Annotated in this window: 14 protein-coding genes; 7 read left to right on the forward strand and 7 right to left on the reverse strand. The window is 68.9% G+C overall.

The features are described from left to right. Positions 1 to 106: 106 nt before the first annotated feature. Complete coding sequence (locus tag LOK46_RS15110; protein WP_273564519.1) at positions 107 to 799, forward strand: hypothetical protein; 693 nt, start codon at positions 107 to 109, stop codon at positions 797 to 799. A gap of 5 nt (positions 800 to 804) precedes the next feature. Here the strand turns inward: LOK46_RS15110 and LOK46_RS15115 are convergent, their stop codons facing one another. Beyond that, complete coding sequence (locus LOK46_RS15115) at positions 805 to 1,083, reverse strand: hypothetical protein (RefSeq protein ID WP_273564520.1); 279 nt, start codon at positions 1,081 to 1,083, stop codon at positions 805 to 807. A gap of 472 nt (positions 1,084 to 1,555) precedes the next feature. Between LOK46_RS15115 and frc the strand changes: the two genes are divergently transcribed. Then, entirely contained in the window at positions 1,556 to 2,833 is a 1,278-nt protein-coding gene (gene frc / locus LOK46_RS15120) for a formyl-CoA transferase (RefSeq protein WP_273564521.1), read from the forward strand. 191 nt (positions 2,834 to 3,024) lie between these two features. Beyond that, positions 3,025 to 3,957 carry a methionyl-tRNA formyltransferase gene (locus LOK46_RS15125; protein WP_273564522.1) on the forward strand — a complete coding sequence of 311 codons (933 nt, stop codon included), beginning with the start codon at positions 3,025 to 3,027 and terminating at the stop codon, positions 3,955 to 3,957. Between the two features lie 12 nt (positions 3,958 to 3,969). Here the strand turns inward: LOK46_RS15125 and LOK46_RS15130 are convergent, their stop codons facing one another. Both LOK46_RS15130 and oxlT read right to left on the reverse strand, forming a co-directional pair. Next, positions 3,970 to 4,641, reverse strand: coding sequence for a class II aldolase/adducin family protein (locus LOK46_RS15130; RefSeq protein ID WP_273564523.1), 672 nt, complete (start codon positions 4,639 to 4,641; stop codon positions 3,970 to 3,972). 113 nt (positions 4,642 to 4,754) lie between these two features. Continuing rightward, positions 4,755 to 6,032: an oxalate/formate MFS antiporter gene (gene oxlT / locus LOK46_RS15135; protein WP_273564524.1), complete on the reverse strand. Its 1,278-nt coding sequence runs from the start codon at positions 6,030 to 6,032 to the stop codon at positions 4,755 to 4,757. A gap of 479 nt (positions 6,033 to 6,511) precedes the next feature. Between oxlT and LOK46_RS15140 the strand changes: the two genes are divergently transcribed. The 4 genes from LOK46_RS15140 (at position 6,512) to LOK46_RS15155 (ending at position 9,554) form a co-directional block, all read left to right on the forward strand. Beyond that, a complete protein-coding gene (locus tag LOK46_RS15140) occupies positions 6,512 to 7,204 on the forward strand; it encodes a GntR family transcriptional regulator (RefSeq protein WP_012319746.1) in 693 nt (230 codons plus the stop codon). A 397-nt stretch (positions 7,205 to 7,601) separates the two neighbouring features. Beyond that, positions 7,602 to 7,751 carry a hypothetical protein gene (locus LOK46_RS15145; protein ID WP_273558386.1) on the forward strand — a complete coding sequence of 50 codons (150 nt, stop codon included), beginning with the start codon at positions 7,602 to 7,604 and terminating at the stop codon, positions 7,749 to 7,751. Between the two features lie 108 nt (positions 7,752 to 7,859). Then, complete coding sequence (locus tag LOK46_RS15150; protein ID WP_273558388.1) at positions 7,860 to 8,933, forward strand: HD-GYP domain-containing protein; 1,074 nt, start codon at positions 7,860 to 7,862, stop codon at positions 8,931 to 8,933. 126 nt (positions 8,934 to 9,059) lie between these two features. Further along, positions 9,060 to 9,554 (forward strand): CAP domain-containing protein, encoded by a 495-nt coding sequence (locus LOK46_RS15155; protein WP_273564598.1) that lies wholly within the window; start codon positions 9,060 to 9,062, stop codon positions 9,552 to 9,554. 14 nt (positions 9,555 to 9,568) lie between these two features. Here the strand turns inward: LOK46_RS15155 and recJ are convergent, their stop codons facing one another. The 4 genes from recJ to LOK46_RS15175 form a co-directional block, all read right to left on the reverse strand. Further along, entirely contained in the window at positions 9,569 to 11,386 is a 1,818-nt protein-coding gene (gene recJ / locus LOK46_RS15160; protein WP_273558389.1) for a single-stranded-DNA-specific exonuclease RecJ, read from the reverse strand. Positions 11,387 to 11,518: 132 nt separating this feature from the next. Next, on the reverse strand, positions 11,519 to 12,916 hold the full coding sequence (locus tag LOK46_RS15165; protein ID WP_273558390.1) for an NAD(P)(+) transhydrogenase (Re/Si-specific) subunit beta: 1,398 nt from the start codon (positions 12,914 to 12,916) through the stop codon (positions 11,519 to 11,521). 4 nt (positions 12,917 to 12,920) lie between these two features. Next, entirely contained in the window at positions 12,921 to 13,376 is a 456-nt protein-coding gene (locus LOK46_RS15170) for a proton-translocating transhydrogenase family protein (RefSeq protein ID WP_020092006.1), read from the reverse strand. 24 nt (positions 13,377 to 13,400) lie between these two features. After that, complete coding sequence (locus tag LOK46_RS15175) at positions 13,401 to 14,630, reverse strand: Re/Si-specific NAD(P)(+) transhydrogenase subunit alpha (protein ID WP_273558398.1); 1,230 nt, start codon at positions 14,628 to 14,630, stop codon at positions 13,401 to 13,403. Between the last annotated feature and the right edge of the window lie 26 nt (positions 14,631 to 14,656).

The raw sequence follows: 14,656 nt of genomic DNA on the forward strand, positions 1-14,656 counted from the left end.
CGGCCGGGCCGCGACGAAAAAATCGCGTGCGTCACACGGCGACGGTCTCTCACGGCGTGCGCGCGCGTTCTAGGTTCTGTCGATCGCTCAACGCGAATGCAGGTTCATGAACGGACACGCGGCGGCACGATTCCCGGACGACCTGCGCGAAGCTCTGGCGCAGGCCTCGTACGAGTGGGAACGGACGGAGGGAGAGGATCGCGGCCTCTGGACCGACCTGGACCTGGACGCCCGGCACCCGGGTCTCCGCGAGCGCTATCGTCGATCCGCTGACGCGCTCGCGTCCGGCCCGCTGGCGGACCTGTTGGCCGCCCGCCGCGCCGACGAGGAGGAGCTGCGGGTGCTGCGCCGACAGCGGATGTCGCCCGAGCGGGAGCGGGAGCTGCTCGAGGCCAACAACCGCCTCCTCGCCCGCGCCGAAGCGGCCGAGACGGCGCGGGGCGCCGCGGAGGAGGCGCACGTGACGCTGCGCCGCGAGCGGGATGTGGCCCGGGAGGCGGAGGCGTTCTGGCAGCAATTCGCCTTCGACGCCGACGATCTCGCGACCCGGCGCCTCATCGAGCAGACCGACGCCCGCGCCGACGCCGAGCGGCGGGCGATCGAGGAGCGGTGCCGACGGGAGCGCGCGGAGGCGGCGCTGCGCCTGTTCGCCGACCGCGCCGACGTCATGCCCAAGGAGGGATGGGCGTCGGAACTGGCGAAGGCCAATCGCGACATCCCCCTCTGGTGGTTCCACGCGGCCCGCGTCGCCCTCGAGCCGCCGGATCTATCCCGGCCCACCGAGAGCGGCGAGGCCTGAGCGCCTCAGGCGGCCGCGGGCTCCTTCGCGGGCGTGTCCCGGAACAGCGCCGTGCAGCCGGAGCCGCGATGCATGCTCAGGATCGACGCGCGGTCGATCTCCGGATGCGTCTTCAGCACCTTCTGGACGCAGGCGAGCACGCGCTCGTACTGCGCGGCGTCGTAGTTCGGCTCCAGCGGGCTGACGGCGATGTAGGTCTCGACCACGAGGACGCGCTCGGCGCGATCGTGGGCGACGTCGACGGCGATCCAGGACGACTTGATCAGGCTGGTGCTGGCGAGCATGGGCGTTCCTCGTGCAGCGTTACATCGTTCCACCCACGGCTGCGGCACGTTTTTCATCCGCGGCCAGAGGCAATTTTGGCGAAATCATGGACCGCCCGTCCCCGAATGCCAAGGGGGCGCCGCCGTCGACGCGCGTGCGCGCCCTGCAGCGTGTTGAGCGCGGGCCCGGGCCGGCTTACGGTCCGGCATCGGCCGCCGCCGGGGACGTCCACAATAGGCACTCGCGTCCTGCGAATGGCATGTGGTATACAAACTGGCGGACTCGTCACCCCGAGTCCGCGTGACGGTGTCGCGATACGACGGGACCGCGCCAAGGGAGGGAGAACAGACATGATCCGTTCGAGGATGGAAGGCTCCTGCACCGGCGTCGCGGCACGCGCGTCAAGGGCCCGTGCAGGCATCAAACCGGTATCCCGCGCGGCCTGAGCCGCCCTCCGACATCCCCATACCGACTCCAGCTCCGAGACCGATCATGACCAAGGCCCTCGAAGGCGTCCGCATCCTGGACTTCACCCACGTTCAATCCGGCCCGACCTGTACGCAGCTCCTGGCCTGGTTCGGCGCCGACGTCATCAAGGTCGAGCGGCCGGGCGTGGGCGACGCCACGCGCCAGCAGCTCCAGGACATCCCGGACGTGGACAGCCTCTATTTCACGATGCTGAACCACAACAAGCGGTCGATCACGCTCGATTCGAAGAACCCCAAGGGCAAGGAGGTTCTCTGGCGCCTGATCAAGGAATGCGACGTCCTGGTCGAGAATTTCGCGCCCGGCGCCCTCGCCCGCATGGGCCTGACCTGGGAGAAGATCCACGAGGCCAACCCGCGGATGATCCTGGCCTCCGTGAAGGGCTTCGGTCCGGGCCGCTACGAGGATTGCAAGGTCTACGAGAACGTCGCGCAGTGCGCCGGCGGCTCCGCCTCGACGACGGGCTTCCGCGACGGCATCCCGATGGTGACGGGCGCGCAGATCGGTGATTCCGGCACGGGCCTGCACCTCGCCCTCGGCATCGTCACGGCGCTGTATCACCGCACCCAGAGCGGCCTCGGCCAGAAGGTCGACTGCGCCATGCAGGACGGCGTGCTCAACCTGTGCCGGGTGAAGCTGCGCGACCAGCAGAGGCTCGAGCACGGGCCGCTCAAGGAGTACAGCCAGTTCGGCGAGGGCATCCCGTTCGGCGAGGCGACCCCGCGCGCCGGCAACGATTCCGGTGGCGGCCAGCCGGGCCGCATCCTGCGCTGCAAGGGCTGGGAGCAGGATCCGAACGCCTACATCTACGTCATCACCCAGGCCGCCGTCTGGGAGCCGATCTGCGACATCATCGGTGAGCCGGATTGGAAGACCGATCCGGACTACGCCACCCCGAAGGCCCGCCTGCCGCACCTCAACGAGATCTTCACGCGGATCGAGGCCTGGACGATGAAGGTGTCCAAGTTCGAGGTGATGGACACCTTGAACAAGTACGACATCCCCTGCGGCCCGATCCTGTCGATGAAGGAAATCGCCGAGGACGAGTCGCTGCGGAAGACCGGCACCATCGTGGAGGTCGATCACCCGACCCGCGGCAAGTACCTGACGGTGGGCAACCCCATCAAGCTGTCGGCGAGCCCGAGCGAGGTGAGCCGCTCGCCGCTCCTCGGCGAGCACACCGAGGAGATCCTGCGCTCCGTGCTCGGCTATTCCGAGGCCGAGGTCGGCGAGATCTCCGAATCCGGCGCGATCGGCGTGGTCCAGAAGATCGCGGCGGAGTGATCGGTTTCTGACGATCCGCGGTCGAGGACCCGGATCGCTGATGTTACATTCCGGGGCCGTGCGTGCCGCGCGGCCCCGGATACCGGGTGACGCCGTTCGACAGCCGGGGCACGGTCGCGCGCCGCCGAGCCCGCGTTCGGTCCGTTCCTTCCCGGCCCCGCTCAGGGCCCGGACGACACCCAGGAGCCTGCATGCGCATCGCCTTCATCGGTCAACAGGATTTCGGAAAAGCGGTCCTGGAGGCGTTCCTCGAACGAGGCGATGAGGTTGCGGCGGTGTTCTGCGCGCCCGAGAAGCCCGGCGCCAAGCCGGACGTCCTGAAGACGGCGGCCGTTGAGAAGGGGCTGACGGTCTTCCAGTTCCCCAGCCTGAAGAGCCCCGAGGCCGAGGCCGCGATGCGCGGCCTGAACGCCGATATCGGCATCATGGCCTACGTGCTCCAGTTCGCGCCGCAGAGCTTCGTCAACATCCCGAAGCATGGCACCATCCAGTATCATCCGAGCCTGCTACCGCGTTACCGCGGCCCGTCGTCGATCAACTGGCCGATCGCCCGGGGCGAGCTGCAGACCGGCCTGACGATCTTCCGGCCCACCGACGGCCTCGACGAGGGCCCGGTGATCCTGCAGAAATCCTGCTCGATCGGCGCCGACGCGACCCTGGGCGACGTCTACTTCGACAACCTGTTCCCGATGGGCGTCGCGGCCATGCTCGAGGCGGCCGATCTGGTCGTGGCCGGTCAGCATGTCGAGATCGATCAGGATGAGGACGCCGCGAGCTACGAGGGCTGGTTCCGCGCCGCCGAGGCGGAGATCCACTGGTCGTCCCACGCCGAGCAGATCTACAACCTGATCCGCGCGGCCAACCCGGCGCCCGGTGCCTGGACCACGCACAACGGCAAGAAGCTCCAGATCTTCGATTGCAGCCTGCATCGGATCCGCAAGCTCGCCGACGTCGTGGGCAAGCCGGGCGAGGTGGTCGCCGTCGACGGCGACGGGTTCAGCGTCTGCGCCCAGGGCGGCCGGATCGAGATCCGAAAGGTCAAGGCGGAGGGCGGCAAGAAGGTCGCGGCGGCCGAATTCGCCCGTGACGTCGGGCTGGCGGTCGGGCAGGTTCTCGGGCGCTAGGCCCACCGCGCTTCAGGTCGACTCCGGCGCCGCCGGCCGCGCCGCGTTCAGGCCGTAGCCGCGGAAGCGCTCGACCGTGGCGCCGATCTCGTCGTCGGACAGGATGATCGGCGTCCCGATCTGCCGCGCGACGGCGTATTGCTGGCAGAGCGTCTCCAGCTCGACGGCGAGCCACAGCGCCTTCTCCAGGCTCGCGCCGGCCGCGATCATGCCGTGGTTGGCGAGGAGGCAGACGTTGCGGTCGACGAGCGCCGCGAGGGCGAGGTCCGAGAGCTCCGCGGTGCCGTACGGCGCGTAGGGCGCGCAGCGCACCGTCGGACCGCCGAAGGCCGCGATCATGTAGTGGACCGCCGGGACGGCCTCCCCGCAGATCGCGAAGGCCGTGCAGTAGACCGGATGCGCGTGGACCACCGCGTGGAATTCCGGACGGGACGCCAGGATGTCCCGGTGGAAGCGCCACTCCGATGACGGCTTCCGATCCGGCGCGTGCGCGCCGTCGAGGCCCATCCGGACCACGTCGTCCGGTCCGGTCCGCTCCGTGGGCATGCCGGAGGGCGTGATCAGGAGCCCGTCGCGGAAGCGCACCGAGACATTGCCCGACGTGCCGCGGTTCAACCCCTGGGCGTCGAGCGCCCGTGCCGCCTCCACGACGCTCTCCCGCGCGATCCGCTCGTCCCTGTCCATGCCCGATCTCCGGAAGGCCTGGTTCCCGGTATGCAGGAAGCCCGGCGCCGTAAAGTCGGCGCCGGGCTCATTCGTGTCGGTTCGGCGCCGCGGCGCCGGACGATCGGGGCCTTCTACTGGGCCAGCACCGGCGCGAGGCCTGCCTCGGGCTTCTTGGTGTAGGCGGCGCGCATCGGCTTGAGGACGAACAGCGCCAGCAGGGCCGCCAGGATGTTGAGGGCCGCGGCCGCCAGGAAGACCGTGTGCCAGCTCCCGGTCATGGTCGTGAGCACGCTGGTGTAGGGGACGATCAGCGCCGCCGTGCCTTTGGCAGTGTAGAGCAGGCCGGCATTGGTCGCCGCGTACTTCGAGCCGAACGTGTCGCCGCAGGTTGCCGGGAACAGCGAGTAGATCTCGCCCCAGGCGAAGAACACGAGACCGGTCAGCAGCACGAAGGCGATCGGGTTCTGGCCGAACTGGCTCAGCGCGTAGATGCCGAGGCCCTCGATCGCGAAGGACAGGAACATCGTGTTCTCACGGCCGATATGGTCGGAAACCCAGCCGAAGAACGGACGTGTCACGCCGTTGAGCACCCGGTCGAGTGTCGCCGCGAAGGTCAGCGCCGGCAGCGTGATCCCGAGGAGCGAGACCGGGACGTCGGCGATCTTGAAGTCCTTGGCGATCGGACCGAGCTGCGCGGTGGCCATCAGTCCGCCGGCGGCCATCATGACGAACATCGCGTACATGACCCAGAAGATCGGCGTGCGGACCATCTCGGAGGGCTTGTAGTCGCGCTTCGACTGGCTGACCCGGGCGACCTCCGGAACCTGCCCCTTGGCCGGCGACCGCAGGAACAGGGCGATCAGCATGACGATCACGCCCTGCCCGATGCCGAAGTAGAAGAACGCCGCTTCGTAACCCTGCGACTTGATCATCGCCTGGATCGGCACGACCGTCAGCGCCGAGCCCGCGCCGAAGCCCATGGCGGTGATGCCGGCGGCGAGGCCGCGGCGGTCGGGGAACCACTTCAGCGAGTTGCCGACGCAGGTTCCGTAGACCGCGCCCGCGCCGGTGCCGCCGATCGCGGCCGCGATGTAGAGCACCGTGAGCGAATCCGCGTAGGAATTGATCACCCAGGCGACGGCGCAGAGCAGGCCGCCGAACAGCGTCACGATCCGCGGGCCGTACTTATCGACGAACCAGCCCTCGATCGGGACCAGCCACGTCTCGGTAACCACGAACAGCGTGAAAGCCACCTGGATCGCCGCGCGATCCCAGCCGTGCCGCTCCTGCATCGGGCTCACGAAGAAGGTCCAGCCGTACTGCATGTTGGCAATCATGCACATGCAGACGACGCCGAAGGCGAGTTGCAGCCAGCGGCCGCGCCCCACCGGTTTGACGATCTCGGACATACCGTTCCCTCCTGGGCAGTATTATTGTTGGGCTACGTGCTCGGACCGGTTCTATGCCCTGCCGCAGCGCGGCTTGGCAGAACAAGTTGGCCGGGATGCTTCGAAAAATTCTTGGCCCGCGGGCAAATAATGTCTGAAGTACAAAGGCACGCCCGTCGGAACCACAACTCATCTTCTGTGGTCGACGGTATGCCAGCAGAATGGTGCTGCTATCGCCCGAATCTGTCAATCGGACCTGCAGAAAAATACAGGTTTTCGGGATTGGATTAAACCCTATGGCGAAAACGTGGGTGCCGGGGCACCGGATTGCGGTTGTACCCGCACAACTTTTGAGGCGCCGAATGCCGGCAAAGGTCACAGGTCTGTGGGACCGCTCCGCAATCGACTAGGATCTTGCCAAGGTTTGGGTTAGGTCGTCTGAGAGCGCACGACAGAGAATGCGTGCGAGACATCATGCGTGCGAGCTGACTGGACGAGGGATGTCGAATTCCGAACCGCTGAGCGTGAAGCCCATCGTCGCCAGCTCCAGTCTCCGGACATTGGCCTACGAGGCGCTCAAGACGGCCATCACCAACATGGACATCTACGGGCGTCCGGACGAGGTGCGGCTCGACGAGCGCAAGCTGTCGCAGGATCTCGGTGTCAGCCGCACGCCGGTGCGCGAGGCACTGACGGTTCTGGAGCAGGAAGGCTTCGTCCGCTCCGAAGCGCGGCGCGGCGTCTTCGTGATCAAGAAGAACAAGCGCGAGATCGTCAGCATGATCCACGCGTGGACGGCGCTGGAGAGCATGGCGGCCCGTCTCGCCTGCGCGCGCGCCACCGACGCGCAACTGCGCTCCCTGCGCGAATCGTTTCCGGAGTTCTTCGAGGGGCAGCCGTCCGAGCACATTGACGAGTACTCGGATGCGAACATCCGCTTCCATCAGCGCATCATCGCGCTGGGTCACTGCGAGGCGATCGCCGATCTGACCAGCAACCTGCTGATGCATGTCCGCGGCATCCGCAGCACCGCGCTCCGGCAGGGCGACCGGGCGGAACGCTCGATCCGGGAGCACGTCGCCATCATCTCGGCGCTCGAAGCCCGCGATGCCGATCTGGCCGAGCGGCTCGTCCGAGAGCACGGTCTCGGGCTGGCTCAACACGTCGACACCTACGGCGACTACCTGGACTGATCGGCCCTCAAACCCGGTCTGACGGTTGTCTCGCGGGCGTTGCGTGCCGTGGCATCCGTGATCCGGCCTGCGCCCGCTAGACGGGTGCCATCGATCGGGCTGAGTCTCGCCAGCTTTGATGCCGAACTGAGCCGCGATCGATCGCGTGTCTCAAATTCGATCGCTCGCTATGATTGCTGCGGCGCAAAATTTCGATGTCCGAGTGTCCGCACGTCCCCTGTCAGCTATCTACTTTGATGCATGACACTGCGGCATTCTTGCTCAATGCGCGCTTGGGCACGCATTCCATGCATGCACGGCATAATCGGCATTCGTAATCTGGCATACCAAGTTGCGTGGCGGCATGACACGTATCGCATCGCAACATGAGGCGGTTCAGACCGCGCCGGAGAGTCCGATGATCGCCAGCTTCCTCGCCATCTTTGTCGCCTTCGCCGCCTGCCAGGCGCTGCTGACCGTGAAGTTCGCGGATTTCCTCTCCGCTGCCGAGGGGGGCCGTGAGACCGCGGAGCCGACCGCCGACGTCGGGTCCGCGAAGCTCGCCTGAGGACAGAGCGAGTCCGCGGCGCCAGCGACTGCGTAGGGGTAACGCTTTCCTCAAATTTTACGCGTAGGGTGAACTGATCGTTGACCGTGCGGGCGAGGAGCTACCGCGTTGGCCCTCGGCGCCGCATCGCGTTTCTCGGACGGGCCCTTCGTCCTGCTCGTCTCGGATCGTCCGTCCGAGCGATTGGCCCTCGAGCGCGCGATCGCGCTGGTCATGGACTGCCGGGCGATCCCGCCCGGTGTCCCGCTGCCGTCAGGGCGGCCACATCTCGTCATCCTGGACCTGCCGCCAGCCCATAGCGCCAAGCTGCAAGCCACACTCGCCCATCACGGACCGCCGGTCCCGCGCCTCGTCCTCGTGCGCGGCGAACCCATGCCGGCCGCTCGCTACCTCCGTCAGCTGCCGGCCGCGTCGCCGCGGCAGCTCGTATTGGCGAACGTCTTCGCTATGGTCGAGGAGGCGACGCGCTCCGCTCAGTTGCGGCAGCGACGGCTCCTGGAGCGCGTCTCGGGCGCCACCGCCGCCGTCGCCGAGATCTTCGACAGCGCTGCCCTCGGGGCCCGGCTGCAGCGTGCCGACGCGGATCGCGGAACCGAGCTGGTTCTCGCGGCCGTCTCCGAGGTCGGGATTGCCGAGTGGCTCGCCGAGGTGTGGCGCCACGAGATCGGTGTTTACCAGCACACTCTCGGTGTCGCTGGCCATGCCGCGACCTTCGGCTCGCAGATCGGGCTCAGTCAGACCGACCTGGCGTTGCTGGTGCGCTCGGCGCTGCTGCACGACATCGGCAAGGCGCGTATTCCCGTAGAGATCCTCAACAAGCCGGGGCCGCTCAATCCCGAGGAATTGCGGCTGATGCAGCGCCATCCCGATATCGGCGCCGATCTGCTTCGCGTGCACGGCGATTTCGAGGAGGCGGTGATCGACGTGGTCCGTCATCACCACGAGCGTCTTGACGGAAAGGGCTATCCCGATCGGCTGTCCGGTCCGGCAATCTCGGACCTCGTGCGGATCGTGACGATCTGCGACGTGTTCTCCGCCCTCACCGAGCGGCGAACCTATCGGCAGCCTGCCACTCCCGCGGAAGCGCTGTCGATCATGGCCGACAGCGCCGGGCACCTGGATCCGGATCTCCTGCGCGCCTTCGCGCCCTCCATGCTCAAGGGCAGCGCCCTGGCGGCCTGATCCGGTCCCGGCGTGGCGCCGGCGCCACGCTGCTCGGCGGGATCGTCCGGACGCACCGGGCGCCGCGCTTTCGCCGCAACCGCGCCGGAGGGAGGCGGTCCCGTGACACTCACCGCCGACCGGACCGTGCCCAAGCTCAGTCTCGCCCTCGCCGCCGCCCTCCTGCTGGCCCTGTCCGGGTGCGGCGGCCTCTCGGTCCTGCCCGAGACTTCCGTCGAGAACGCGACGCACACCGCCGTGCTCGACGAGGTCGCCGCCGCCGCGGCGATCTCCGCATACCGGGTCCAGCACGGTCTGAGCCCGGTCGTGGTCGATTCGGTTCTCGTGAAGGCGGCGGCCTTCCAGGCCGGCAACAACGCCCGCCGCGGCCAGCTCAGCCACGATGTCGGCGGCAGCTTCACCTCGCGCATGGCGTCGGCCGGGCTCGCGAGATCCTGGGCGGCCGAGAATCTGAGCGCCGGGTCCGAGACCCTGGAGCAGGTGCTCGCCCGCTGGAAGGCCAGTCCCGAGCACAACAAGAACATGCTGTTGCCGCAGATCCGCAGGATCGGGATCGCCCGGGTCGATGCCCCCACCACGCGATACAAGCGCTTCTGGGCGCTCGTGATGGCCGGCGGCTGACGCGCCGCGGCGTCTCACGGATCGGACGGCGCCAGATCGACGATCCGGAGCTGGGCGCGCTCGGCGCCGCGCCAGCGGTCGCAGGATAGCGTCCCGGCCACGTGCATCTCCCGGCCGATCCCGTTCAGCAAGGCCAGGCCGAGCGGTCGTTCGGACGCGCGGAAGCAGATCGCGCCGACCACCTGCCCGTCGCGGCTGCGCAGTCGGGCCCTGACATGGTTCGAGCCGACCACGCCGGCGTCGACGAGGCGATGCCGGCCCAGCGCGAAGAGCGGCTCGGGCGCCCCCTGGCCGAACGGTCCGGCCTGCTGCAGCAGCCGGACCGTCTCCGCGGTGGCGCCGCCGGCGCTGAGGCCGCCGTCGATCAGCAAGGCGTCGGCCGCCCGGGCCACCGCGACGCTCGCCCCGAGCAGCATGGCGAGATGCGCCTCGAAGCGCGGGATGTCGTCGGCCCGCACGGTCACGCCGGCCGCCATGGCATGGCCGCCGCCCTTGCTGGCGAGCCGCGCCTCGACGCAGGCGCGGACCGCGAGCCCGAGATCCGCGCCCGGGATCGAGCGACCCGAACCCGTGGCGGTCCCGTCCGGGCGGATCGCGAACGCGAAGGCCGGGCGGTTGAAGCGCTCCTTCAACCGCGAGGCGATGAGGCCGACGATGCCGGGATGCCACTCGGCGCTGGCGGTCACCAGCACGGTGCGGGCCGGATCGAGCGTCAGGACCCGGTCCATCTCGGCCTCGGCCTCCAGGACGGCCTGCGCCTCGATCGCCTGACGCTCGCGGTTGAGGCGGTCGAGGTCTGCGGCGATCCGGGCCGCCTCGCCCGGGTCCGCCGTGGTCAGCAGGCGGGCGCCCAGCGCCGCGTCGCCGATGCGCCCGCCGGCATTGATGCGCGGCCCGAGCACGAAGCCGAGATGCCACGCTTCCGGCGGCTCGCCGAGCGAGGCCGCGTCCAGCAGCGCCGCGAGCCCGGTGCGGCCGCGATGGCGCATCACCGTGAGCCCCTGGATCACGAACGCTCGGTTGAGGCCCGTGAGGGGCACGACGTCGGCGACGGTCGCCAGCGCCACGAGGTCGAGGGCGTCGGTGAGCTGCGGCTCGGGTCGGTGGGCGCCGAAGAAGCCGTCCTGCCGCAGGGCGCGATTCAGCGCGACCAGGGTCAGGAAGACGATACCGGCGGCGCAGAGATGGCCGAGGCCCGAGAGGTCGTCGAGGCGGTTCGGGTTGACCACGGCGCGGGCCGGCGGGAGCACCTCGGAGGCGGCATGGTGGTCGAGGACGATGACGTCGAGGCCGGATTTCTCGGCCTCCTCCAGGGGCGCGTGACCGCTCGTCCCGCAATCGACGCAGACGAGGAGCGTCGCGCCCTCCGCCGCCAGCGCGGTGATCGCCGCGACGTTGGGGCCGTAGCCCTCGGTGATCCGGTCGGGGATGTGGATGGGCGCGCGCAGTCCCAGCTTGCGGAGGTAGCCGGCGAGCAGCGCCGCGCTCGCGGCGCCGTCGACATCGTAATCGCCGAACACCGCCACCGTCTCCCCGCGCTTCACGGCCCGGACGAGGCGTCGAACGGCCGCCTCCATGTCGAGCAGCGTGTCCGGATCCGGCATCAGGTCCCGCAGCCGCGGCGCGAGGTGGCGGGGTGCCGCCTCGGGGACGATACCGCGTCCCGCCAGCACCCGGGCCAGCAGCTCCGGGAGACCGTGAGCCTGGACCATCTTGGCGATGTGATTCTGGACGGACGCGCCGCCGCAGCGCTCCTGCCAGCGCCGACCGGTCACGGAGGCGGCGACGCCGAGGAAGGGCGGCGGTTCGGCGAGGAGCGGAGCGGACGACACGGGTGCCACCCTACACCGGGCGGTGCGGGGAATCTCGCGCCCCGCCGCAACAGCCACGGCGAACGCGACCCGCCACAACAAAAAGGGGCGGGCATCGCTGCCCGCCCCTCGGATCTGCCGGAGACCCGGGTCTCAGAACGACTTCAGGATCTGGTCGACGACCTTTTTGGCGTCGCCGAACAGCATCATGGTGTTGTCGCGGAAGAACACCTCGTTCTCGACGCCCGCGTAGCCGGAGCCCATGCCGCGCTTGATGAACAGCACGGTCTTGGCCTTCTCGACGTCGAGGATCGGCATGCCGTAGATCGGCGACGCCTTGTCGGTCTTGGCGGCCGGGTTGGTGACGTCGTTGGCGCCGATCACGAAGGCGACGTCCGCCTGCGGGAACTCGCCGTTGATGTCCTCCAGCTCGAAGACCTCGTCGTACGGCACGTTGGCCTCGGCCAGCAGCACGTTCATGTGGCCCGGCATGCGGCCCGCCACCGGATGGATGGCGTACTTCACGTCGACGCCCTCCTTCTTCAGCATGTCGGCCATCTCGCGCAGCGAATGCTGCGCCTGGGCGACCGCCATGCCGTAGCCCGGGACGATGATGACCCGCTCGGCGTTCTTCATGATGTAGGCCGCGTCGTCGGCCGAGCCCTGCTTCACGGGCCGGGTCTCCACTTGGCCGGTGCCCGCCGCGGCGGTGTCGCCGCCGAAGCCGCCGAGGATGACCGAGATGAACGATCGGTTCATCGCGTGGCACATGATGTACGACAGGATCGCGCCCGAGGAGCCCACCAGCGAGCCGGTGATGATCAGCGCGAGGTTCCCCAGGGTGAAGCCGATGCCGGCCGCCGCCCAGCCCGAGTAGGAGTTGAGCATCGACACGACCACCGGCATGTCGGCGCCGCCGATCGGGATGATGATCAGGCCGCCGAGCACCAGAGAGGCGATGACGATCAGCCAGAAGATCGCCTTCGACTCGGTGCCGATGAACAGGGCGAGCAGCAGCACGAGGCCGGCGGCCAGCAGCGCGTTGATGAGATGGCGCTGCGGCAGCATGATCGGCTTGCCGGACATGCGACCGTCGAGCTTGGCGAAGGCGATCACCGAGCCGGTGAACGTGATCGCGCCGATGGCGACGCCGAGACCCATCTCGAACAGCGACTGCTTGTGGAAGTGGCCGTTCTCGATGATGCCGAAGGCCTGCGGGGCATAGAGCGCACCGGCCGCCACGAACACCGCCGCCAGACCGACCAGCGAGTGGAAGGCCGCGACGAGCTGCGGCATCGCAGTCATCGGCACGCGCTTGGCGATCACCGCGCCGGCGCCGCCGCCGATGCCGAGGCCCAGCAGCACGAGGATCCAGGCGCCGGCACCCGCGGGCGGGTGGCCGACGAGCGTCGTCAGGATGGCGAGCCCCATGCCGACCATGCCGTACAGGTTGCCCTGCCGGGACGTGGTGGGGTGCGAGAGCCCCCGCAGCGCCATGATGAACAGGACGCCGGCGACGATATAGAGAAGGGAGGAGACGTTCTCAGACACCGGCTCAGCCCTTCTTCTTGTACATGCCGAGCATGCGCTGCGTGACGAGGAAGCCGCCGAAAATGTTCACGCTGGCGAGCACGATGCCGATGAAGCCGAAGAACCGGGCGAGGCCCGTGCCCTTCTCGATCAGCGGAACGCCGACCGCCAGGATCGCGCCCACGATGATCACCGACGAGATCGCGTTCGTGACCGACATGAGCGGGGTGTGCAGGGCCGGCGTCACCGACCAGACCACGTAGTATCCGACGAAGATCGCCAGCACGAAGATCGCGAGCCGGAACACCGTGGGATCGACCGCGCCGCCGGTGGCGGCGCTCAGCCCGTGGCCCATGCCGTCGGCGATGACCTGCGCCTGGTCGGCGGCGTTGCGCGCCACCGCGGCCGCCGCGCGCGCGGCGTCGGCCAGCACGCGGGCCTGATCGGCCGCCTGATCGGGAGGGACGATGACGTTTGCCATTCTGCTACTCCTCTCGGCCGGGCTTCACTGCGCGCCCGCCGGGGTGGCCGTACCGGACGCCTTGTTGGCCTCCGACTTGGCCAGCCCTACGGAGGCCGCTTCCGAGGCTGCGCCATCGGTCTTGGGCTGGAAGGACGCGTGGACGACCGAGCCGTCGCGGGTGAGGTTCGTGGCCTTCACCAGCTCGTCGTCCCAGTTGATGGCCAGCGCCTTCGACTCCTTGTCGATCAGGGTCTCGACGAAGGCGTAGAGGTTGCGGGCGTAGAGGCTCGACGACGTGGCGGCGAGCCGCCCCGGCACGTTGACGTGGCCGACGATCTTCACGCCGCGGTCGTTCGTCACGACCTCGCCGGCCTTGGCGCCGGCGACGTTGCCGCCGCGCTCCACCGCGAGGTCGACCAGCACCGAGCCCGGCTTCATCGACGCCACCATCTCCTCGGAGACGAGCTTCGGCGCCGGCCGGCCGGGGATCAGCGCGGTGGTGATGACGATGTCCTGCTTGGCGATGTGGCCCTTGACCAGCTCCGCCTGCTTCTTCTGGTACTCGGCCGACATCTCCTTGGCGTAACCGCCCGCGGTCTCGGCCTGCTTGAACTCGTCGTCCTCGACGGCGACGAACTTGGCGCCCAGCGATTCGACCTGCTCCTTGGTGGCGGGCCGGACGTCGGTGGCGGTGACGACCGCGCCGAGACGTCGGGCGGTCGCGATGGCCTGGAGGCCGGCCACGCCGACGCCCATGACGAAGACGCGGGCGGCCGGCACCGTGCCGGCGGCGGTCATCATCATCGGCATCGCCCGCCCGTACTCGGCGGCGCCGTCGACGACCGCGCGATAGCCGGCGAGATTCGCCTGCGAGGACAGGACGTCCATCACCTGCGCGCGGGTGATGCGGGGCATCAGCTCCATGGCGAAGCCGTCGACGCCGGCCTCGGCCATCGCCTTCAGGGCGTCCTCATTGCCGTAGGGGTCCATGATCGCGATCACGGTGGCACCGCGCTTCAACTGCGGCAGCTCCTCGGCGCTCGGGCGCCGGACCTTCAGGACGAGATCGGCATCCCGGGCGGCGTCGGCCGCGCTCCCGGCGATGCTGGCGCCGGCGGCCTCGTACTCGGCGTCCAGGATGCCGGCCTTCTGGCCCGCACCGGACTGAACCACGACGTCGGCACCGAGAGTCTTGAACTTCTTGACGGTCTCAGGAACCGCGGCGACGCGCGGCTCCGCGGAGTCCGTCTCGGACAGCACAGCAATGCGCATGCGAGGGTTCCCCTGGAAAAGCTCGG

It is taken from the genome of Methylobacterium sp. NMS14P, assembly GCF_028583545.1.
Lineage (GTDB): Bacteria > Pseudomonadota > Alphaproteobacteria > Rhizobiales > Beijerinckiaceae > Methylobacterium.

Bases quoted from the DNA above. Each gene is read 5' to 3' on its own strand.
- oxlT (WP_273564524.1), bottom strand. From the start codon at position 6,032: ATGTCCGAGATCGTCAAACCGGTGGGGCGCGGCCGCTGGCTGCAACTC.
- LOK46_RS15125 (WP_273564522.1), top strand. From the start codon at position 3,025: ATGCGCATCGCCTTCATCGGTCAACAGGATTTCGGAAAAGCGGTCCTG.
- frc (WP_273564521.1), top strand. From the start codon at position 1,556: ATGACCAAGGCCCTCGAAGGCGTCCGCATCCTGGACTTCACCCACGTT.
- LOK46_RS15110 (WP_273564519.1), top strand. From the start codon at position 107: ATGAACGGACACGCGGCGGCACGATTCCCGGACGACCTGCGCGAAGCT.
- LOK46_RS15175 (WP_273558398.1), bottom strand. From the start codon at position 14,630: ATGCGCATTGCTGTGCTGTCCGAGACGGACTCCGCGGAGCCGCGCGTC.
- LOK46_RS15170 (WP_020092006.1), bottom strand. From the start codon at position 13,376: ATGGCAAACGTCATCGTCCCTCCCGATCAGGCGGCCGATCAGGCCCGC.
- LOK46_RS15115 (WP_273564520.1), bottom strand. From the start codon at position 1,083: ATGCTCGCCAGCACCAGCCTGATCAAGTCGTCCTGGATCGCCGTCGAC.
- LOK46_RS15140 (WP_012319746.1), top strand. From the start codon at position 6,512: ATGTCGAATTCCGAACCGCTGAGCGTGAAGCCCATCGTCGCCAGCTCC.
- LOK46_RS15145 (WP_273558386.1), top strand. From the start codon at position 7,602: ATGATCGCCAGCTTCCTCGCCATCTTTGTCGCCTTCGCCGCCTGCCAG.
- LOK46_RS15130 (WP_273564523.1), bottom strand. From the start codon at position 4,641: ATGGACAGGGACGAGCGGATCGCGCGGGAGAGCGTCGTGGAGGCGGCA.